This is a genomic window from Paenarthrobacter sp. 10L412 (assembly GCF_056395565.1).
Genome location: NZ_JBFTJT010000022.1, coordinates 33,580 through 54,137, shown reverse-complemented (window position 1 = coordinate 54,137; position 20,558 = coordinate 33,580). Strand labels below are relative to the sequence as shown.

Genomic DNA, 20,558 nt, shown 5'->3' with positions numbered 1-20,558 from the left:
GCCGAAACTGGAGAGTAACTTACACGGCGCTAGCGCAGCCCACCGACGGAGAACTGCGGACTTTCAAACCGCCACCGCGCCGTAATGGCACGCAAAAAAGAACCTGTCCATAGTTTTGTTTCCGACGAAGTTCAGAAACTATCGGACATGGAACTCGCCCTACTCGGCACTCAACGCCCCAGCACAGGGTGCAGATGCTCGCTCTCAATCGCGACGCGGGCTTGAACCGCCCCTGCCTCGAGGGCATCAAAAACTGGTGCGCCCCGCAGGGTCGCAGCAAGAAAGCCAGCCATGAACGCATCGCCGGCGCCGTTCGTATCCACTACGTCGGCGGGGACGGCTGGAACCTCATGCTGGGTTCCGTCCGCTTCCAAGGCGACGGCACCTTCCGCCCCGAGGGTGCAGACAGCCAGGCGAGGCCCCCGCGCAAGGCAGGAATGCATCAGCGCCCACGGATCATCCGTCCTGTCGTCATTCATGAACACCACGCCGGCCGCCCTCACGAACGGTTCATGGAAGGCCGAGGATCCGTCGTAATCATGAAGGTCCACCCATAAAGGCGTCTGGTGAACCTCTTCGCGCTCCAGCAGCAGCACGCCAAATTCACTGAGGTCGATAACGGCGAGATCAGCGCCAGCAACCACGGCAGCCGCCGTCGCAAGATCCTCCTCCGCCGGGGCGGAAGGTACCGAGACATAGAGAGATACCCGGCTGCCGTCGTCGGTCATGAGGTTGACATGACGCTCAGTTCGGTCGGAGGCAATCTTTTCGACGGTGACTCCCGCATTGGTGAGGGCGCGGAGGACCCGCCCACCGTCGTCGTCCGCCCCGAGTTGCGAGCATAAGCGCACGCCGATGCCCAGATCCGCGAGGTGCACCGCTTTGCCCGCCGACGTTCCGCCGACCGTCTCCCAGGCGCGTCGCGCGAACTGCATGTGCGGGACGGGTTCGGGGAGGTGGTCCAGGAGGATGAGCTGGTTCCACGAGGCCGGGCCGCAGACGGCAACGCTCGGAGTAGCAGGCATGCGACTATCCAAGCACGGTCCGGGACCGCGTTCCCGGAAACAAACCGGCAAGTCCAAACCCGTTGACACGTGACCAAATGGTCACCTATTCTGAAGCCATGGACGCCGTGTTCAAAGCACTGGCAGACCCCACCCGGCGGGAGCTGCTCGATGAGCTGTTTCGCGAGGATGGGCAAACCCTCACCGCCCTCGGAGCCCGGTTCGAGATGACCCGCTTCGGCATCGCAAAGCACCTGAAGTTGTTGGAGGATGCCGGACTGGTGGTCACGCGCCGCCGAGGACGCGAAAAGCTGCATTTCCTGAACCCCGTCCCCATTAGGCTCATCCACGATCGCTGGGTGAGCAAATACGCAGAACCATGGGCCGCTACACTCAGCGACCTCAAATCCAGATTGGAAAGTCCCATGGAAAAGATCTTCGAGATTTACATCAAAACCACCCCGGAACGGCTCTGGGAAGCCATCACCAACAGCGAAATCCGGAGCAAATACCAGTTCGGGAACACGTTCACGGCGGACTGGACTCCTGGCGGCCGGTTTGAAATGCGGAACGTCAAAGCGGACGAGCCCTTGGGCGAGGGCGAGAACATCGACGTCGATCCCCCGCGGCGGCTCGTCCAGACGATGCAAGCATTGTGGGGCGAAGACGTCAAAGCTGAAGGAACGTCGCGGATCACCTGGGAAATCGAACCCGTGGGCGATTCGTGCCACCTCACCGTCACGCACGATCAGCTCCGCGAAGGCGCCAACGAGCAGCTGTACGGCGGCTGGCCAATGATCCTCTCCGGACTCAAGACGTGGCTCGAAACGGGCGAAACACTGACAACGCCCGGCTCGCTCATGTACGCCTAGGCACCCTAGACCACGACGACGACGGGACCTCCCCGCCGTCGTCGTCGCTACTTGTTGCTCCCGCCAGTTAGGCGACGGGTGCGGCGAGCTCCTCTTCCGAGAGCCAAGCCGCCTGCATGGTGCCCAGCAGATGCGGCGCGAAGTCTTCGCCGATTTCCAGCACCACGCGGCACCGCGCACCGCGCTGGTCGGGGAACCCGAGGTATTGCCCCCGGAGATCGCACACGGTCTGGCCGCGGCTGGGACCGTTTGTTGTGTCGACCTCCACGCGAACGGTGGGCGCCACAGTCAACTCCACTCCCCTGACGGCAATGGCAGCAGCCAGGGGATCGTGCATTGCTGAACAAGCCCGCCCGAAGATGTCCACATAGAAGCCGAAGTAATAGCCAAGCATGTCGCCGAGCGCCTGCGAAACGGGGTGCTCGGATTCAAGCAGCTCTTGGCGGTGGGTTTCCTCCAGGACGTTGGTCATGGTGACATCCAGTGGCACCAGCGTCACGTTCCAGTCGGCAGCCAGTACTTCCGCGGCCGCCTCGGGGTCGTTGGCGATGTTGGCTTCCGCCACGGGGGTGATGTTTCCCGGGGCCAGCGCCGCGCCGCCCATGATGGTGATTTCGGCGATGAGCCCCGGCAGCTTCGGCTCCAGCCGGAGGGCTTCGGCGATGTTCGTCAGCGGCCCGATTGCCACGATTCGCAGTTCTCCGGCATGCTTGTGTGCCAGCTGCACCAGCAGTTCAGCAGCCGTTGCCTCAACGGGCTCGCGATCCGACGGAACCAGCTCCACCCCACCGATTCCGTTGTCGCCATGGACATGCGGCGCACCACCATGGAAGCTGCCGACCTGCGGATCGTGTGCGCCGATCGCTACGGGGATGTCTGGATGCCCGGCCAGTTTCAGCAGGTCCAGGGTGTTCCGGGCGCCGCCGGCGGCACTGATATTGCCGCTCACGGTGCCGATGCCCACGAGTTCCGCTCTCGGGGTTGCGAGCAGGTAGGCAAGGGCGAGGGCGTCGTCGATTCCCGTATCGCAGTCGAGGTAGAAGGGGGCGGCGGTGGGCTCTGTCAGGGGGCGCTGGGTCATGGTCTCTCGTTTCGGGATGTACCGGGGTGTTGTGAAGAGGTGCTGGGCGGGACGCGCGGTGCCGCACGCCGCCGTCGGGCGTTAGATCTTTTCGCCCTTCGGCGCTGTGATGAACAGGCTGACAAGGAAGGCGAGGACGGTGATGGACACCGAAATCCAGAGTGCCGCCGAGTACCCGGCCGCGGTGCCCTGACCGGCGAATGGTGCAACAACCACGACGCCGAGGCTCGCCCCGATGCCGAAGGAGGCGCCGTTGATTCCCGGCAGTGCGGCAGGTGCTTCCTTGGGCGAGAGCAGGACGGACAGTCCGTTGATGGCGGTGAGGAAGAAGCCGTTGTAGAAGATGCCCAGGGCCGCGACGGCGATGAGAACGGCCACTTGGTTGTCGGCAAACAGTGCAGCAGCAATGGCGCAGACCAGGCTCGTGGCCGTGCCGACGCGGACGGTCTTGATCCAGCCACGACGGTCGGCGATCCAGCCGGCGAGCGGTGCCGCGAACACGCCGATCAATGCTGCCGGGGTCAGGAACAGCAGCGCTGCGACCGAGGCCGGCAGGCCAAAGCCGTTTTCCTTGTCCTGGCTGAGGAGCACCACCGTGAAGTTGATGATGGCGAAGATTCCCGCGAGCGTCAGCACAGTGGTGGCGATGACCGGCCACACCTGGCGCGAACGGAGGTGGTGGACGGCGACCAGGGGCGTGGAGCGCTTCTTCTCGATGAGCCAGAACGCGGTGAAGGAAGCGATGCTGCCGGCGAGCAGGCCAAGCGCGGCAGGTGAGGTCCAGCCGGCGGAGGAGCCCGTGGAGACGAAGTAGGTGATGAAGACCAGGAACACGGACAGGGAACCTGCGCCCCACCAGTCCATCCGGCCCGGAGCGACAGCCGATTTCCCGGCGGGGACAACCTTGATGACGCAGACGACGGCGATCGCGGCCAGGGCGAGGACGGCAACGAAGATCGACTGGAAGCCGAGCGTTTCAGCCATGAGTCCACCAAAGTAGCCGTCTACGCCACCCACACCGCCGTTGATGGCGGCGATGATGCCGATGGACGTGCCGAAGAGTCGGGCAGGCAAGTACTCGTTGAGCACGATGTAGGAGAGCGCAAAGATGGCACTCGAGACGCCCTGCATGAAACGGCCAGTGACCAGCAGCGGCAGGTTCGGGGCGAAGATGCACAGCACCGTTCCAGCGCCCATGATGGCCAGGACCAACAGTAGCGCCGTGCGGCGGCCGATGAAGTCGCTCCAGCGTCCAATCACGGGTCCGGAGATGGCGCCCGCAAGGAAGAACATGGACTGCACCTGAGCCACGGCTTCGGGCGTCTCGCCAAAGAAGGAGCCGATGTGCGGGAGTGCCGGCGTGATCATGCTGGCGTTGAGCTGGAACGACAATACGGCGAGAACCAGCGTGGTGATCAGCAGGACTGCAGCCCGACCGCCGGGGCGGGTGTCCGGCGCCGCTTCTATGGTTTCGGAAGGTTGGGTCTCTACCGCGGTGTTGGGGATATTCACATCAAACTCCTTTGTCCGAGGGCGCTGGCGGCGCCACGAGATGTGAGTTGTTATACAAGCATGTATTACGAGCTTGTGCAACCTATCACATTTTTCGGGTACAGTGTCCGTAACCAAACCCAAGCGAGGCACCCTTGACCGACAATGCCGTCCAGTTCCTGTCCCGACCCATTGCGCCCCAACCCGGCCAGCCTTTGCGCGTTGCGGCATACTCACGCATCGCCGAGGCAATAAGGACCAAGCTCCTCCCTCCCGGCTCGTTACTCCCCACCGAGACCGAGCTGGGCGTCATGATGGACGTCAGCCGCACCGTAATCCGGGAAGCGCTGATGCTGTTGGAGGAAGACGGACTCACCAGGGCACGGCGGGGAGTCGGACGATTCGTGGCCGATTCGCTGCCCCGGATTGGCATCGAACACATCCGCCCGTTCGATCAACTCCTAGGCGGGCCGGAACAGGACATCCAGGTCAAACGCGTTGCTGCGATTAAGCAGCCAGCCTCCGAATTCGTTGCCCCCGGAATCGGCGTGGAACCAGGCCAGGACGTCTGGTTTTGGGAAAGCGTGCTGATCCGCAATGGCGAGCCCGTGGCCCACCTGCAGGAAAACGTGGCTCAAGGAATCCCCGAAGCCGAGGCACTCTCAGAAGCAGCCGAAGCTCCCACCCTTTCGGCTTCCACGCTTTTGGAGGTCCTCAGCGGGCTTCCGGGGGCGTCGCTTGGACCTGGCGAATGCGAAATCAGCCTGAGTACGGCCGGTCCCAGCCGCGCAAAGTTGCTGGATCTTCGCCCCTCCGAGCCGGTTCTGGTCCTCACTCAATACGTCCGCCGCCAGGGCTCCCCGTTCTACCTGGCCAAATGCCTCGTGGCCGCCAAGGCCGGTCACCTCTCCGTCATCCAGTCCTCCTGAATCCTCCCCGAAAAGGCCCTTCCATGAGCTCCTCCCCTCAGTCTTCCGCGCCCATTTTGGCTCCCACGAGCACCCCGCTCACCGTTGTGGGCAGCATCAACCTCGACATCACGGCTACCGCCAGCCGCCTCCCGACCCCGGGCGAAACCGTCGGCGGGGCCGTTCTCCGTCAGCAGCCCGGCGGCAAGGGCGCCAACCAGGCAGTGGCGGCAGCCCGGCTCGCAGGCACCTCCCGCATGGTGGGGGCAGTAGGCCGGGACGAAGCAGGCCGCACCCTCCTGGACGCCATGGCGAGTGCCGGCGTCGACGTCCAGGACATCGCGCAGGTGGATGCCGCCACAGGGACAGCATTGGTTCTGGTGGACGGCGAAGGCGAGAACCAGATTGTTGTGTGCCCGGGCGCGAACGCCGACGTGTCCGTGGAGGGAGTCTCCTTCGCGGAGGAAGAAGCAGTCCTCTGCCAACTTGAAGTGGACCAGGACGTGGTGCTGGAAGCCGCCCGCCGGACCAAAGGCTACTTTGCCCTCAACGCAGCGCCTGCTGCGCCCATCATTCCGGAGCTCCTGGAACGCTGCGACCTGGTGATCGTGAACGAGACCGAGTACGCCCTGATCCCTGCCCTTCGCACGGCGCCCCTGGTTGCCGTGACGTATGGGGGCGAGGGCTCGGCGATCTTTGAGCATGGCGAACGCGTGGCCGAAGCTCCTGCGGTTCGCGTCACGGATATCGCGAACACGATCGGAGCCGGCGATGCTTTCTGCGCCGCGCTGGTCCTGGCCCTCCGCTCCGGACTTGAGCACAGCCACGCCCTGGCAGTGGCCAACGCCGTGGGTGCGGACGCTGTCCGCGATGCTTCGTCGCAGCCTGCGCTGAAGTCGTTGGAGCATTACGTTGACGCGACGCGAACGTCTTTCGGGGCCTGATCAGGCGGTTTAGCCCACGATCCGGAACTCGTCGAACTCCCCCGTGGCATCGGAAACCTCGAATTCAATATTCGCAATGAGACCAGGTGCCCGTGGTGAATGGAGCCAACTCACCAGCGCCTCGGCATCGGCTACGGATCCCTCGGCGACCACCTGCACGGATCCGTCGCGATTATTCCGGACGGTCCCCTTCAGCATGAGCTCATCCGCTTTGCGAGCAGTCCAGTAGCGGAATCCCACGCCTTGGACGACGCCGGTGATGCGGGCTGTGACTCTTAGCGTCTCATCGCCGTAGCGGTTTTCCAGCGACTCAGTCATGGACCAAATCTAGCCGCGCGCACCCGTGATGCCGAGTGCTTGGCCCACGAAACCCGCCCTTGTCCGCTCTACTCACCGCACAAGGGCGAGAGGAGCGAACAAGGGCGGGTCTGGAACGCGGCAAGGACTAGGTCAGGCCACCACGATGTCGTGCGTCGCGTGGTCGTACGTGAAGGTTACCGAGCCGCCGTCGTGGTTCAACTCGTGGTTGGCACCATCCCGGACTCCGAACGCGCCGTAGTTCTCATCCCACGAACGGTTCAGCGCGATCTTGTACGTGTAGAAACCGGCCGGCAGTTCAGCCGTCAGCGTCCACAGCTGAACCAGCGGGTTGAACTCCATCTGGACTTCGTCGTACTGGGGAGCCCAGTCTTCCGGAGCGCCCAGGATCTTGTTGAAGTCACCCGCAATCGCGACGGCGTCCGGCTGGGGCAGGGCCTCGACGGCGGGAGCCGCCGCTGCCTTCGCAGGAGCCTTGCGAGTGGAAGCCTTCTTCGCGGCTGGCGCATCCTTAGTGGTCGCAGCCTTGGAGGTCGCAGCCTTGGCGGTGGCAGCTTTAGTTGCGGCAGCCGTGGTGGAGGCAGCCTTCGGAGCGGCAACCTTCTTTGGTGTTGCCGCACGCTTCGTCTTGGCCTTGGCGGGAGGGGCCGTAGGCACGGGAACATCGGCTGGTACCGGTGTTCCGGCGTCGAGGGCCTCCGCGAAAGCCGAAACGTCAGGGAAGGCAACAGTCGCCCTCAAGCCGTCGTCCGGGATGGTCCATCCCGAACGCCCCTTGACCAGCCAGCCGGCCTTGACCAGCTTTGCCGATGCCGACGTCAGGGTTTTGTGGCCGCGGGGAATACCCCCACTGAGAAGTTCAGCCTCATGATCGTTGAAAGGAACGCGTCCGATGGCCTCTGCCAGGACTTCCCCTGCGTTCAGCGTGGCTCCAGACCATACGCCCTCAGCGAGGATGTCCAGTACGGCCTTCAGACGAAGGTTGGTGTTCTCGGCGGTGTTCGCGCCCATGCTTCTCCTTCTACGGTGAATAATCCCTTGCAGTTTGCCAATGAATTGTTAATTCGCGCGACTGATATTGGTAAACACCGTGTGTCGTGACCGAGTATGACATTCCCGAGGCCGGAAGTGATCGACGGGTCTCGCCTTTAGCGCCAATTCAGGGTTTATTGGCTCGGCACGGACGCCTTGACCCACTCCGTCACTTCATCCAGCAATACAGCTTTCCGGGCGTCGCTGGCGAACGAGGAGCGGATCGAGTTTGCCGCCAAAGTGGCCTGCTCCGGAACCGAGAACTCAAGGACCTTGGCCAACTGCTCGAAGTTCTCGTCTACATAGCCGCCAAAGTAGGCGGGGTCGTCCGAGTTCACGCAAACGTTCAAACCGATGGCAAGCATCTCCGGCAGTGGGTGGTCGGCCAGCTTATCCACTGCACGCAAACGAACGTTGGATAGCGGGCAAACAGTCAGGGGCACCTGCTCGGCGACGAGCCGCTGCACCACCTCCGTGTCTTCCATGCAGCGGATACCGTGATCGATCCGCTCCACATGCAGCACGTCCAGGGCCTCGGTGATGTAGGCGGCCGGCCCTTCCTCACCCGCGTGGGCGATCCTTCGCAACCCGGCGTCACCGGCGCGCTGGTACAGTCGCTCAAATTTCGACGGCGGATTGCCCACCTCTGCTGAATCCAGCCCAATGCCGACAATGGGGGCGTGCATCGCGAGCAACTGGTCCAGCACCTCAAGTGCGGATTCCTGGGACATGTCCCTGAGGAAGGCAGCTATGAGGAGTGTCGAAACGCCGAAGTCTTCCTCCGACGTCGCCAGCGCATTCGCGACACCGTTGACGCACACCTCAAGCGGGACCCCCCTGGACACATGCGCCTGGGGATCCATCATGATCTCCGCGTGGCGCACTCCCCCGGCTGCGGCACGCTGAAGATAAGCGCGGGTCATGTCGGTAAAGTCCTGCTCGGTCTGCAGGACGGCCATGTTGGCGTAGTACAGGTCAAGGAAGGACTGCAGATCCGTAAATTCGTACTTCTCCCGCAGTTCTTCGATGTCCTCATACGGCAGTTCGATGCCGTTGCGTTCGGCCAGGGCAAAGATCAGCTCTGGCTGGAGAGTCCCTTCGATGTGCAGGTGCAGTTCGGCAACCGGGGGCGCCGTCGTCGTCGTTTTCTCGCCAAAAGTTTCCACTCGACAACTCTAGGCCCCATATCCGTACGTGTCCCGGAGCACTCAACTTGGTTCTTCGCCGCGGGACCCCCAAACTGAAAGGATGCAGACTTTCCTCCCTTTCGCCGATTTCCGTGAGAGCGCCGCGGCGCTCGACACCTCAAGGCTCGGCAAACAGCGCGTCGAAGCCCTCCAGGTCCTCCGCGCACTGGTCATCCCGGAGTACGGTTGGCAGCAGCACCCCGCCGTCCGCATGTGGATGGGCCACGTCCCCGCCCTCACCATGTACGGCCTGGCAATGGCCGACGAATGGATCCAGCGCGGCCACCCGGACAACACCCGCAACAACATCGCGGAGTTCGCACCCCAGGCCGCACACCCGGACTACGCCTCCAGGATCATCATGCCGCCGTGGCTGGGCTACGAGGACCTGCACCTCAGCCACCGCTCCAAGCTCATCGGTAAAGACCCCAAGTACTACGGACCGCTCTTCCCGGGCGTCGAAGAAAAGCTTGAATACATATGGCCTGAGCCCAAGCACGAGTTCCACCCCGAAGACCCTGAAGAGGACCGTCTCTGGATCCTGCGGTCCAACGTAGAGGACCTCCGTCCAGAGCAGCTCACCACGGTGAGCATGCCTCGTCACGGTAAGGCAAAGGCCGCTGCTGAATCTGAAGCCGGCGAATACCAATTCGTGTACGCGGAAGAGAAGTCCCGCCGCCAACTCAAGGGCCCCAAAAAACGTCCTGCCAAGGTGCTGGAGAAGAAGCCCACGCGGAAACGCCAAGCCCAGGAAGCCGCGTTCAATACGCTTCCCGGCAAGACCGAAATCGCCGTCCCGTTCGACGGCGGCCAGATCTTCGCCGTCGGCTTGGTCCAGGGACGGCCTATCACGGTTGAGGGTAAGTTCGCGCGCAACTTCGAAGTTACTGACGTGGTCAAGCGCTCCGATTTCGACTACCCGGCCCTGCTGCAGGACCCCCGGGTCTTCTTCCCGATCCCCGCACCGGCACAGTAACGGCAGCCCGCAGAGTAACGGCAAGGGAGGGCCATGGATTTCCAGCACATCATCGAAGAAGTCGGCCGGTACATGGACTTCGCCGGCGTGGCAGTCATGGTGGTTGGGGCGCTGGTTTCCATCCCGCTCGCCTTGCGCGGGTACCAACCCAAACGCGCCCGCGGCCTCGCCCCGTTTTCGCCCTATCGCGCCTACCGGCAATTGCTGGGACGGTCCATCCTCCTGGGCCTTGAGCTCCTGGTGGCCGCCGACATCATCCGGACAGTTGCTGTGACGCCCACGTTTGAAAGTGTGGGCGTTCTGGCGATCATCGTGCTGATCCGGACGTTCCTGAGCTTCTCGCTCGAGTTGGAGATCACAGGCCGCTGGCCGTGGCAGAAGGAGAAAGAGCCCGACGGCGGCAGCTCAGTTCCGGATGGCTCGTCGGTTCCGTCGTAATATCGTCCGTCGCAGCGGCTCCGTCTAGCGGCTCCCGTTTCCGGGTCCCGCGTTCGTCCCGGTGCGGAGTTCGTCCCGCCCTTGTTCGCCTGACATACCGTAGTACGGCATGACGGGCGAACAAGGTGGGGTTTCGCGGGCTGCGGCTGGCTACTTCCCGAGCCCTGCCCGACGAAGTGCCTCGGCCATAGCTGTGTTGGCGGGAGCTTCAGACTGTTGGGGTTTGCCCTGTCGACGGTCGCCCTGGCCCGGCTGGCCACCACCACGCTGGCCCGGCTGGCCACCCGAACGCTGGCCCGGCTGCCCACCCGAGCGCTGCCCTCCAGCATCCCGTGCACCCGGGTTACCTGCGCCAGAGTTGCCTCCGCCCGAGGAACGTCCTCCGGGACCGCGGCCGCCCGCGGCGCCGGGTTCGTCGTCGAGCCTCAACGTCAGGGAGATGCGCTTGCGCTCGGGATCGGCTTCGAGCACCTTGACCCGCACTACCTGACCGGATTTCACGATCTCGTGGGGGTCCGAGACGAATTTGTTGGACAGTGCGGACACATGGACCAGCCCGTCCTGATGCACTCCCACGTCCACGAAAGCACCGAACGCGGCAACGTTGGTGACGGTGCCTTCCAGGATCATGCCCGGTTTGAGGTCGGAGATCTTTTCAATGCCTTCGGAGAACGACGCCGCCTTGAACGCAGGACGGGGGTCGCGGCCCGGTTTCTCGAGCTCGGTCATGATGTCCTTGACGGTCGGCAGGCCGAACGTGCCGTCAACAAATGCCTGGGGATCCAGTGAAGTGGTGGGCCCGCCACCGGCCGCGACAAGGATCTTGCGGGCAACGGAGTAGGCCTCAGGGTGCACGCTGGAAGCATCCAACGGCTCCGCTCCCCCGGTGATCCGGAGGAAGCCTGCACACTGCTCGAACGCCTTCGCTCCCAGGCGGGGTACCTTCTTGAGGTCGCTCCGCTTGGCGAACGGGCCATTCTCATTGCGGTACGCCACAATGTTTTCGCTCAGCAAAGGTCCGACGCCGGCCACTCGGCTCAGCAGGGCAGGGGACGCCGTGTTGACGTCCACGCCCACGGCATTCACGCAGTCTTCCACCACGGCATCCAGTGAGCGGTCCAGCTTGGCGGCGGTGACATCGTGCTGGTACTGGCCAACGCCGATCGACTTGGGTTCAATCTTCACCAGTTCGGCCAGCGGATCCTGAAGCCGGCGGGCAATGGAGACAGCTCCGCGGAGTGAGACGTCCATGCCGGGCAGCTCGGAAGCTGCCAAGGCGGACGCAGAGTACACAGAAGCCCCGGCCTCGGAAACAACGAGTTTCTGGACTCCCTTGGAACCTGCGGCCTCAAGGGACTTGATGAGCTCGGTGGCCAGCTTGTCCGTTTCCCGCGACGCTGTGCCGTTGCCGATTGCCACGAGTTCCACGTTGTACTGCTTGGCGAGGCGGCCGAGGGTAGCCAAAGCCTCGTCCCATTTCTTTGCCGGCGCGTGGGGATAGATGGTGTCCGTGGCAACCACCTTGCCCGTGCCATCCACCACAGCCACCTTGACGCCGGTGCGGAGTCCCGGGTCCAGTCCGAGCGTGGAGCGGTTGCCGGCAGGCGCAGCGAGCAGGACATCACGCAGGTTAGCGGCGAAGACCCGGACAGCCTCATCCTCGGCGTCAGCAAACATGCGTCCGCGAAGATCAGTGGTGAGGCGGTCCAGGATGCGACCGCGCCAGGCGAGCTGGGCAGTTTGGGTGAGCCAGAGATCGGCGGGACGGCCGTGGTTGGCGACCCCAAGGCACTTGGCCACAGCGTTCTCGTAGCGGCCTCGGGCGGCGGCCAGGGCGTCGTCGTCCGCGGGGTCTGCTTCGGCGAGGTCCAGCTCAAGTACGCCGTCCTTTTCACCCCGCAACAGGGCGAGCACCCGGTGCGACGGCATTCCGGACGGGACTTGCGTGAACTCGAAGTAATCCTTGAACTTCTGGCCTTCGGCCTCCTTGCCCTTCTTGACGCGGGAGACCATGCGCCCCTGCTTCCAGAGCCGCTCGCGCAGGTCCTCGGCCAGGTCAGGGTCCTGGGCAACGCGCTCCACAAGAATGGCGCGGGCACCTGCGAGCGCGGCGGCAGAATCCTCAATGGAGTGCTCGGCGTTGAGGTACTTGGCGGCTTCGGTTTCGGGATCCAACTGTGGGTTGGCGAGCAGGACGTCGGCCAGCGGCTCCAGCCCGGCCTCGCGCGCAATCTGTGCCTTGGTTCGGCGCTTCGATTTGAAGGGAAGGTAGATGTCCTCCAGCCGCGCCTTGGTGTCAGCACCGACGACGGCGGCTTCCAGTTCCGGGGTCAGCTTGCCTTGGGCTGCTATCGCTTCCAGGACGGTCTTGCGCCGCTCTTCCAACTCACGCAGGTACCGGAGGCGCTCCTCCAGATCACGGAGCTGGGTGTCATCGAGCGTCCCGGTGACTTCCTTACGGTAGCGGGCGATGAAGGGAACGGTGGATCCGGCGTCGAGCAGTTCCACCGCGGCCTTGACCTGCCAGGCCTTGACGCCGAGTTCGTTGGCGATGAGGTGATGGATGGCAGAGTCGGCTGACTGGTGTTGGAGAGATTGAGTCACCCTGACAGTTTGCCTCACATGACCGACAGTTTTCAGGTTCGGGTTCCGGAAAGCCTATGCCGGGAGCGCTGTTAGTGCTGTAGTTGGAGCATGCAGGAACTGCTCATCATCCTTCAGGACGGGTTTGTTTCCGATGACGTGAGCGTGACCGTCAACGGCAAGGAAGCTGTGTCCGAACGGGATGTGTCCACCAAGATGCTGTTGGGAATGGCCGACGAAATCACGGTGGAACTGCCGGCGAAAGGCGCCACGGTGGGAGTTGAAGTCCGCAGCAGAAAGCTCAGCGCAACGAAAAAGCTCGCTGGTAAACCCAGGAGCCTGATTGTCTCCATAGAGGATGACGAACTCGTGCTGCGCGAAGGAACGGGCCGCGAGGCGTTCCTCTGACGGGGAGCGCTTCGCGGCGGCTGGATTACCTGGAATACTGCGGGCTGGTTGGCCGCTAGTGGGACATGTGCTCCTTGGCGGAGATGTGCTCCACCATTTCGCCCACGCGCTGTTCTGCGTAGTGGTTGCGGGCAATATCTCCCTGGCTGATGATGCCTACCAGCTTGTGATCCTTGATGACGGGAAGACGGCGAACCTGATGCTCTTCCATCATGTTGATGGCTTCGTCAACGTTGGCATCAGCGTCAACCCAGTACGGCTTACCGGTGGCGAGGTCGCTTGCCCGGACTTCGCGGGCGTCCTTTCCCTCGGCCAAACACTTGACCACGATGTCGCGGTCAGTAATGAAGCCGGTGAGCTTGCCGTCATTGCCGCAGATGGGAAGTGAACCGCAGTCCAAGTCCCTCATCATGCGGGCGGCGTCCTGAAGAGTCTGGTCTTCCGGGATGCACTGTGCATCCGTCGTCATGAATTCACGTACGACACTCATGGGTCCTCCTTCATCGAATGGGGTTCATCGACGCGGGGTCCTTCGGCTCCGACGCCGATGTTGCCAGCCTACGCTTGGCGGCTGCGGCTGACTAGGCGATCCGGAAGGTTGCCGGGCAGAAAATTATGAGGCCTCCCTAGATATAATCCATTCGGTGGAGTATCCTCATTTTGGGTTACACACGGCTTCTGGGCATGGCCACTTTCACCCCTTCGGGACTCCCCACATGCATCGCCCCGCCCTGAACCGTCATGCCGTCCAACTGGTCATCCCTTGATGGGCGAACGCATATTGACTGCTTGCAGAGCGAGAAAGATCCTCACATGGACACCCCCAACGTCCCCGGCACCCACTACAACCCTGTCCCCCACCACCCCAGTGAAACCCCGTTCCGGTCCAGCACGTTGACATGGCCCTCCGAAGACTGGTGGAGGTGCTGGCGCTCGGCTCCCGTCAGCGGCCGCTATGAAGGCAACCAGGCCAGCAGCGGCCCTGTTGGCAGCGCGCTGGACCTCCGCTTGGACGTCGATCCCCGCCAGGGCGTGGAATCCCCGGTGCTGAACAAAATCAGTGGCGATCTTTACAGCACCCGCTGGGTCAAAACAGGTGGCGTCAACCAACTCGTGAAGACCTATGTGGAGTCTTGGATTGTGGATACCCCGGTAGTCACCATGAGCCGCGCGGATGCACACATCACTGGAACGGTCCGTTACTGGAAAGGCACGCATCCCGCCACAACGGTGGAAATCACCGTGTCCTGGTCCCACGGGGCAATCACTGGCGCAGTAGTCACTTTCACGGCAGGTGGCGTTGCCGCGCAGCCATACGCATGTGCCTACCGTTCGGGCTGTTTCCGCGATATGAACCTTGAGCTGGATTACTGCACGTCCGTGGACATCGAACCCAAGGCGCCCGTCTACAACAGCCACTCACATAACAACCGCCCTGCAGACCTGGCTGACCGCACCATCACCATCGAGTCCTCGTACCTGGACGCGGGAGTCGCCGTCACCATCGATCCGGTCCATACAGTGATCGATGACAGTGCCGCCGGCTTCGCCTCGTGGAACGTCGGCGAACTTCACGATGCCATGGAAACCTCCTTCGGCAAGTTCAATTCGGGATGGCCTGCCTGGAACCTTTGGGGCGTGCAGGCCGGCCTCTTCGACACCGCCGGAGTTGGTGGCATTATGTTCGACGCCGCTGCGGGCTTTGGCGGCGCGGGTCGCGGTCCGGATCGCCAGGGTTTTGCGGTCTTCCGCAACCACTCCTGGTTCACGAACCTTGTCTCCAACCCCACCACGCAGGATCAGGCCTGGGCGATGCGCCACTTCCTGTACACGTGGGTTCACGAGGCAGGGCACGCTTTCAACTTCCTGCATGCGTGGGACAAGGCGAGGCCGGATTCCTTGTCCTGGATGAACTACGACTGGAAATACGATCAACGCAACGGTGCCGATACCTTCTGGGGCAACTTCCGGTTCCGGTTCGACGACGACGAACTGCTCCACATGCGCCATGGCGACCGCGCATCCGTAATTATGGGTGGAGATCCGTGGGCTTCCGGTGGGCATCTGGAATCCCCGGCCGGCGCCATGACCGTCTCCGGGCCGGGCAGCGATGTTGAACTGACGCTCTCAGCCAAGAGCCACTTCGACTACATGGAGCCTGTGTCCATTGAATTCCGTTTGCGGAACACCAGCGATGTACCCGTAGTCGTGGATGGCCGCCTGGATCCCAGGTTCGGGAACACCACTGTATACGTGCAGAAGCCGGACGGAACGGTGGTCCTGCACGAATCCGTGGTCTGCTTCTACGGCCTCCCGGAACCGGTGACCCTGGAACCAGCCGCCGGCGCCGCCAGTGATGGCAGTGACCGCTACAGCCAACTGGTCCAGTTGGCATTTGGAGTGCAGGGCTTCGCTTTCGATGAGCCCGGCCAGTATCTGGTCCGCGCCATCTATTCGACGGAGGGCATCGTCCAAGCGTCCAACACCTTGCCTTTGCGGGTCGGCTTCCCCGTCACACGGGAGGAGGATCGGTTTGCTCCCGAGTTCTTCACGCGGGAAGTAGGACTCACGCTCGCCTTCGAAGGGTCCATGTCGCCCCACCTGAGCAAAGGGCTGGACGCCCTCACGGAGGCAGCGGAGCGGTTCGGTGGTGAGCCTTTGGGCGTCAAGGCGGCTACCGCCGTCGCGCAATCCGTGGGAGATGACTTCTATCGCCGCAAGGAAGACAAGATGGTGAAGCACCACAGCGCCGATCCTGAGCGGGCACTTGCGCTGACGGATGCCGGGCTTGCGAGCTACCAGAAAGGCAGCGGCCCGGCGAACAATCTGGCGTACCGGAAGCTCGTGGAACTGCGGAGGGATCTGCATGTGAAGGCGGATAACGCGGCAGCCGCAAAGTCGGAGGTGGAAACCCTCGCCAAAGATCTTGGCGCCCGCGGCGTGAACCCGACTGTCCTGGCCCAGGTCAAGGAACTGATCCCATCAGCTCCGGCGGCCCGTTCCCGCCGGTCGGCTCCGAGGAAGCCTGCCAAATAGTCGTCGGATGACCGTTTGGCATGTGGCTCCTAAGAAGCCGGCGACGGCGGCATGCTCCCATCGCTCGAAAAGGTGGCTGCCGCCGTCGCGCTCTCTTCTGTTGCAGCTATTCCGCGATGTCCTCGGCCCACAGTTCAGGGTGTTCTTCCTGGAAGGTGCGCATCATGTCCACGCAGCGGGGATCATCGAGGACCACCACTTCAACACCACGCGAACGCAGGAGGTCGAATTCGCCCGGGAACGTCTCCGCTTCGCCCACCACGACGCGCGGAATCTTGAACTGGATGATGGTTCCCGTGCACATCGCACACGGCGCAAGCGTGGTGTAGAGCGTGGTGTCCCGGTAGCTCTTTTGCCGGCCCGCAGCGCGCAACGCTGACATCTCGCCATGGGCGATCGGATCGCCCTGCTGGACACGTTCGTTGTGCCCACTCGCGATGACCTTCCCACCGCGGGCCAAAGCGGCGCCAATAGGGATCCCGCCCTCGCTGAGACTCTTTTGTGCGGCCTCGTAGGCGGCTTCGAAAGCGGGATCGGCGGTGGCAGGTGCTGTTTCAGTCATGGGTGCAGTCTAAATTGTCGGGGGCCGCTGATAGCTTGGCTTTATGGTCCACTTCGCGTGGGTCATCCGGCAACAGGGAGTAGGTCACGGTGTTCTTTCTCGATTCGGAGATAGCTGGCGCGCCGGATTTGGTGTTCTCGGCCAGCGATCTTGTCATCGCTGCCACCTGTGAGTACCAGCTGCTCCGGAAACTCGACGAAAAACTGGGCCGCTCCCCCAAAGCTGAGTTCGCTGCAGATGCCATGTTGGAACGCACGGCGAAGCTCGGCGACGTCCACGAGCACAGGGTTCTGGATGAGTTCGTGGCCGAATTCGGCCCGTGGAACCCGGCCACAGGAAAGGGCGTTTACGACGTCGTTCCCGCCTCCGCCATGGACCGCACCACCCTTTTGGCCAAGCATGCGGAATCCATCGACGCCTTGCGATCCGGAGCGGATATCGTGTTCCAGGCCGCGTTCTTCGATGGCCAATTCCACGGGCGCTCCGACTTCCTGGTCAAGCGTCCCGGCGGTCAGTACGCCGTCTTCGATACCAAGCTTGCACGCCATGCCAAGGTCACTGCGCTTTTGCAGCTGGCTGCCTATGGCGATCAACTACTTCAGGCCGGTATTACGCCGGATCCCACAGTCACCTTGGTCCTGGGCAACCGCGTGCACAGCGATCACCCGCTCGCGGAGATTTTGCCCGTCTTCAAAGAACGCCGGGAACGCTTCCTCGGAATGACCACGGCCCATAGGGCTGCTTCTGAACCCGTTGAATGGGGCGACTCCCGTTTCTCCGCGTGCGGCCGCTGCGATTACTGTGCCGAGCAAGTAAAACTGCACCGTGACCTCCTCATGGTTGCCGGTATGCGCATCAGCCGCCGCAAGAAGCTGATGGAGGCCGGGGTCACCACCATCGACCAACTGGCCGCGCTCCCGGAAGTCGGCGACCCCACGCTCCTGCGCCTTCGCGAGCAAGCCCAGCTCCAGACGGGCACGGGCACTCCTGATGGGACCGTGAACTACACGGACAAAGCCGGCGAGGCCAAAGCCGTGAGCTACAAGGTTCTGCCGGATAACACCCTCGGCAGACTCCCCGCGCCGGACCCCGGGGACATCTTCTTTGACTTCGAGGGCGATCCCCTCTGGCAGGATCCAGCCACAGGCAGATGGGGTCTCGAGTACCTTTTCGGTGTCATCGAAAACCCCTTGGAGCCTGGCGCCGAACCGGTTTTCCGCCCGTTCTGGGCGCATTCGCGGGCCGAAGAAGGCCAAGCATTCGTAGACTTTCTGGAGTATGTTGCCAAGCGCCGTGCCAGCTACCCGGGCATGCATATCTACCACTACGCGGCCTACGAGAAGACGGCCCTCCGTAATCTGTCGCTGACGCACGTGACGGGTGAAACCGCCGTCGATGATCTCTTGCGCCAAGGCGTCCTGGTGGACCTCTACGACACCGTCCGCCACAGCATCCGCGTGTCCGAGAACTCGTACAGCATCAAGAAACTCGAGCCCCTCTACATGGGCCAGCACCTGCGCTCCGGTGATGTCACCGACGCCGGAGCCTCCGTGGTTGCCTACGCCGACTACTGCACGGCGCGGGACACCGATAACCCTGACCAGGCCGCGGCCATTCTGGAAAGCATCAGGGACTACAACGAGTACGACTGCGTCTCAACGTTGGAGCTGCGCAATTGGCTTCTTGCCCGCGCCGCGGAGCGGTCCATCGTGCCGCAGGGTAGAACGGAAAATACGGCCCCAGCAGAAACCGGACCGGACAAGACGGAACCGGATCAGTATGAGGCTGCGCCGGAAGAGAAAGCACTGTTCGACTACATCGCCGGACTGCCCGAGGACAAGCGAGCCACCCCCGATTCACGCGCCATTGGCATCGTCGCCGCAGGCGTTGGGTATCACCGTCGCGAGGACAAGCAGCACTGGTGGGGACACTTCGACCGTTTGGAAAAGCCCACCTCTCAGTGGCCTGACGAGCGCGACCTCTTCATAGTCGACCATGCCGAACTTATGCAGGACTGGGCCAAACCCACACCTCGGAGCAACCCTGCGCGGCTCGTGAAGCTCTATGGCCGGTCCGGTGATGGCGCAGGGCTGGAACCCGGCAAGAAATACTTCCGCATGTACGGCCCTCCTCTGCCGGACTCGCTCCAAGGGAAGGAATCCGCCGCGCTTGGCCGTGCAGGCTGGAACGGAACCTTGGTCTCCGAGGTGGGGGACGACGATGACTTCGAAACAGTCACCATCGCCGAAGGCCTTCGCAAGGACTCCACGGCGTTCAGCCAACTGCCTATGGCGCTAACTCCGGATCCGCCCATTGCCACGAAGGGGCAAAGGGCAGCACTTGCAGCGTTGGCCAGCAGGCTCAGCGATTCGCTGCCGGAATGGCCGCAAGATCCCGCCTTGGACCTGGTGCGAAGGAAGCCGCCAAAACTGCGTAGCCTGGAAACTCTGCCTGCTGTGGAACCGGGCCCTGATGGCTACATCGACGCCATCACTGCTGCTGTGATGGACCTGGACCATTCGTACCTGGCAGTCCAAGGTCCTCCCGGCAGCGGAAAAACGCACGTGGGGGCACACGTCCTGGCCCGGCTCGTGGCAGATGGCTGGAAAGTCGGCGTTGTGGCCCAGTCCCATGCCGTGGTGGAGCACATGCTGTGCGCTGCCGTTGAGAAGGCAGGCGTGGATCCTGAACGCGTGGCCAAGGAAGTGAAGCACGGCGATCCGGTGCCGTGGAGTGCGTGCGCAAAGGCCGACGTCAGCGACCTCCTGTCCAAACCGGGTGGAGCTCTGATCGGCGGTACTGCATGGGCCATGGTAGGCAAGGAAGTTCCTGCTGGCTCGCTGGATCTGCTGGTCATTGACGAAGCCGGACAGTTCTCCCTGGCCAACACCATGGCTGTGAGCCGCGCAGCAAAACGCCTCCTGCTGCTGGGTGATCCCCAGCAATTACCGCAAGTCACCCAAGGCAAACACCCCGAACCTGTGGACGAATCTGCGCTGGGGTGGTTGTCGGACGGCTACAACACGTTGCCGCCCGAACTCGGTTATTTTCTGGCGCTGTCCTGGCGGATGCACCCTGCCCTGTGTGACGCCGTTTCGGAACTCTCGTACGACCACCGACTCGAAGCAGCGCCGGCCGCATCACTTCGCCACTTGGATGGTGCCACCCCTGGCATTTCCTGTGTATACGTCCCCCACACCGGCAACTCGACGAGCTCGCCCGAGGAAGCCGCGGAAGTTGTCCGCCAAGTCCAGGCGCACGTGGGCCTACTCTGGACAAACCCCTCTGAATCACCGGGAAGCCGGCCTCTTGAAGAAAGCGGCATCCTGGTGGTCGCCGCTTACAACGCCCAGGTGCAGCTGATCAAGCACGAGCTGCGCACAGCCGGGTGGGCAAAAGTGCGGGTAGGAACGGTAGACAAGTTCCAAGGCCAGGAAGCGCCGGTGGTCATCGTCTCCATGGCCGCCTCAGCCGCAGGGGAAGTGCCCCGCGGCATGGAGTTCCTGCTCTTGCGCAACCGAATCAACGTGGCGGTATCGCGCGGGCAGTGGCGCGCCGTCGTCGTGCGTTCACCTGAACTGACCAATTACCTCCCAACGCATCCGGAGGGCTTGGAAAACCTTGGCGGCTTTGTGGCCCTATGCCAGCGTGGGGTCACCTTAGCGCGTACCCGGCCCATGTAGCTGGCAATAGTGGTTGTTCCCAGCTCTGGGAACAA

Annotated in this window: 17 protein-coding genes; 8 read left to right on the top strand and 9 right to left on the bottom strand. The window is 63.0% G+C overall.

Translation table 11 applies throughout. The features are described from left to right. Window positions 1-170: 170 nt before the first annotated feature. Window positions 171-1,025, bottom strand: a complete 855-nt coding sequence (locus tag AC1DD7_RS23035; protein ID WP_477516726.1) for a carbohydrate kinase family protein — start codon at window positions 1,023-1,025, stop codon at window positions 171-173. A 98-nt stretch (window positions 1,026-1,123) separates the two neighbouring features. Between AC1DD7_RS23035 and AC1DD7_RS23030 the strand changes: the two genes are divergently transcribed. Then, window positions 1,124-1,876, top strand: a complete 753-nt coding sequence (locus AC1DD7_RS23030; protein WP_477516725.1) for an ArsR/SmtB family transcription factor — start codon at window positions 1,124-1,126, stop codon at window positions 1,874-1,876. A 67-nt stretch (window positions 1,877-1,943) separates the two neighbouring features. On the opposite strand, the gene AC1DD7_RS23025 is transcribed toward AC1DD7_RS23030, so the two are convergent. Both AC1DD7_RS23025 and AC1DD7_RS23020 read right to left on the bottom strand, forming a co-directional pair. Beyond that, window positions 1,944-2,942 carry a nucleoside hydrolase gene (locus AC1DD7_RS23025; protein WP_477516734.1) on the bottom strand — a complete coding sequence of 333 codons (999 nt, stop codon included), beginning with the start codon at window positions 2,940-2,942 and terminating at the stop codon, window positions 1,944-1,946. Between the two features lie 96 nt (window positions 2,943-3,038). After that, the gene (locus AC1DD7_RS23020; RefSeq protein WP_477516724.1) at window positions 3,039-4,469 is read right to left on the bottom strand and encodes an MFS transporter; all 1,431 of its coding nucleotides are present in this window, start codon (window positions 4,467-4,469) and stop codon (window positions 3,039-3,041) included. A 134-nt stretch (window positions 4,470-4,603) separates the two neighbouring features. On the opposite strand from AC1DD7_RS23020, the gene AC1DD7_RS23015 reads away from it, so the two are divergent. After that, window positions 4,604-5,377, top strand: a complete 774-nt coding sequence (locus AC1DD7_RS23015; protein ID WP_477516723.1) for a GntR family transcriptional regulator — start codon at window positions 4,604-4,606, stop codon at window positions 5,375-5,377. 23 nt (window positions 5,378-5,400) lie between these two features. Continuing rightward, a complete protein-coding gene (locus AC1DD7_RS23010; protein WP_477516722.1) occupies window positions 5,401-6,300 on the top strand; it encodes a ribokinase in 900 nt (299 codons plus the stop codon). A gap of 9 nt (window positions 6,301-6,309) precedes the next feature. On the opposite strand, the gene AC1DD7_RS23005 is transcribed toward AC1DD7_RS23010, so the two are convergent. From AC1DD7_RS23005 to AC1DD7_RS22995, 3 genes are all read right to left on the bottom strand, one after another. Then, window positions 6,310-6,618, bottom strand: a complete 309-nt coding sequence (locus tag AC1DD7_RS23005) for an acylphosphatase (protein ID WP_477516721.1) — start codon at window positions 6,616-6,618, stop codon at window positions 6,310-6,312. A 132-nt stretch (window positions 6,619-6,750) separates the two neighbouring features. After that, window positions 6,751-7,629: a pullulanase X25 domain-containing protein gene (locus AC1DD7_RS23000; RefSeq protein ID WP_477516720.1), complete on the bottom strand. Its 879-nt coding sequence runs from the start codon at window positions 7,627-7,629 to the stop codon at window positions 6,751-6,753. A gap of 155 nt (window positions 7,630-7,784) precedes the next feature. Next, window positions 7,785-8,816: an adenosine deaminase gene (locus tag AC1DD7_RS22995; RefSeq protein WP_477516719.1), complete on the bottom strand. Its 1,032-nt coding sequence runs from the start codon at window positions 8,814-8,816 to the stop codon at window positions 7,785-7,787. An 82-nt stretch (window positions 8,817-8,898) separates the two neighbouring features. Here AC1DD7_RS22995 and AC1DD7_RS22990 point away from each other — a divergent pair, with 82 nt between their 5' ends. Both AC1DD7_RS22990 and AC1DD7_RS22985 read left to right on the top strand, forming a co-directional pair. After that, window positions 8,899-9,813 (top strand): MSMEG_6728 family protein, encoded by a 915-nt coding sequence (locus tag AC1DD7_RS22990; RefSeq protein WP_477516718.1) that lies wholly within the window; start codon window positions 8,899-8,901, stop codon window positions 9,811-9,813. A 33-nt stretch (window positions 9,814-9,846) separates the two neighbouring features. After that, window positions 9,847-10,251 carry a DUF1622 domain-containing protein gene (locus tag AC1DD7_RS22985; protein ID WP_477516717.1) on the top strand — a complete coding sequence of 135 codons (405 nt, stop codon included), beginning with the start codon at window positions 9,847-9,849 and terminating at the stop codon, window positions 10,249-10,251. A 150-nt stretch (window positions 10,252-10,401) separates the two neighbouring features. Here AC1DD7_RS22985 and AC1DD7_RS22980 read toward each other — a convergent pair whose 3' ends face one another. Beyond that, window positions 10,402-12,855 carry a Tex family protein gene (locus AC1DD7_RS22980; protein WP_477516716.1) on the bottom strand — a complete coding sequence of 818 codons (2,454 nt, stop codon included), beginning with the start codon at window positions 12,853-12,855 and terminating at the stop codon, window positions 10,402-10,404. A gap of 90 nt (window positions 12,856-12,945) precedes the next feature. On the opposite strand from AC1DD7_RS22980, the gene AC1DD7_RS22975 reads away from it, so the two are divergent. Beyond that, window positions 12,946-13,242, top strand: a complete 297-nt coding sequence (locus AC1DD7_RS22975) for a hypothetical protein (RefSeq protein WP_216926150.1) — start codon at window positions 12,946-12,948, stop codon at window positions 13,240-13,242. 55 nt (window positions 13,243-13,297) lie between these two features. On the opposite strand, the gene AC1DD7_RS22970 is transcribed toward AC1DD7_RS22975, so the two are convergent. Then, a complete protein-coding gene (locus AC1DD7_RS22970) occupies window positions 13,298-13,732 on the bottom strand; it encodes a CBS domain-containing protein (protein WP_477516715.1) in 435 nt (144 codons plus the stop codon). A gap of 323 nt (window positions 13,733-14,055) precedes the next feature. Between AC1DD7_RS22970 and AC1DD7_RS22965 the strand changes: the two genes are divergently transcribed. After that, on the top strand, window positions 14,056-16,278 hold the full coding sequence (locus tag AC1DD7_RS22965) for a hypothetical protein (protein WP_477516714.1): 2,223 nt from the start codon (window positions 14,056-14,058) through the stop codon (window positions 16,276-16,278). Between the two features lie 106 nt (window positions 16,279-16,384). Here the strand turns inward: AC1DD7_RS22965 and AC1DD7_RS22960 are convergent, their stop codons facing one another. After that, complete coding sequence (locus tag AC1DD7_RS22960; protein ID WP_477516713.1) at window positions 16,385-16,840, bottom strand: nucleoside deaminase; 456 nt, start codon at window positions 16,838-16,840, stop codon at window positions 16,385-16,387. Between the two features lie 89 nt (window positions 16,841-16,929). On the opposite strand from AC1DD7_RS22960, the gene AC1DD7_RS22955 reads away from it, so the two are divergent. Then, window positions 16,930-20,523, top strand: coding sequence for a TM0106 family RecB-like putative nuclease (locus tag AC1DD7_RS22955; protein WP_477516712.1), 3,594 nt, complete (start codon window positions 16,930-16,932; stop codon window positions 20,521-20,523). Window positions 20,524-20,558 lie beyond the last annotated feature (35 nt).

Bases quoted from the DNA above. Each gene is read 5' to 3' on its own strand.
- AC1DD7_RS22985 (WP_477516717.1), top strand. From the start codon at position 9,847: ATGGATTTCCAGCACATCATCGAAGAAGTCGGCCGGTACATGGACTTC.
- AC1DD7_RS22990 (WP_477516718.1), top strand. From the start codon at position 8,899: ATGCAGACTTTCCTCCCTTTCGCCGATTTCCGTGAGAGCGCCGCGGCG.
- AC1DD7_RS22970 (WP_477516715.1), bottom strand. From the start codon at position 13,732: ATGAGTGTCGTACGTGAATTCATGACGACGGATGCACAGTGCATCCCG.
- AC1DD7_RS22965 (WP_477516714.1), top strand. From the start codon at position 14,056: ATGGACACCCCCAACGTCCCCGGCACCCACTACAACCCTGTCCCCCAC.
- AC1DD7_RS23010 (WP_477516722.1), top strand. From the start codon at position 5,401: ATGAGCTCCTCCCCTCAGTCTTCCGCGCCCATTTTGGCTCCCACGAGC.
- AC1DD7_RS23030 (WP_477516725.1), top strand. From the start codon at position 1,124: ATGGACGCCGTGTTCAAAGCACTGGCAGACCCCACCCGGCGGGAGCTG.
- AC1DD7_RS22960 (WP_477516713.1), bottom strand. From the start codon at position 16,840: ATGACTGAAACAGCACCTGCCACCGCCGATCCCGCTTTCGAAGCCGCC.
- AC1DD7_RS23035 (WP_477516726.1), bottom strand. From the start codon at position 1,025: ATGCCTGCTACTCCGAGCGTTGCCGTCTGCGGCCCGGCCTCGTGGAAC.
- AC1DD7_RS23000 (WP_477516720.1), bottom strand. From the start codon at position 7,629: ATGGGCGCGAACACCGCCGAGAACACCAACCTTCGTCTGAAGGCCGTA.
- AC1DD7_RS22975 (WP_216926150.1), top strand. From the start codon at position 12,946: ATGCAGGAACTGCTCATCATCCTTCAGGACGGGTTTGTTTCCGATGAC.
- AC1DD7_RS23005 (WP_477516721.1), bottom strand. From the start codon at position 6,618: ATGACTGAGTCGCTGGAAAACCGCTACGGCGATGAGACGCTAAGAGTC.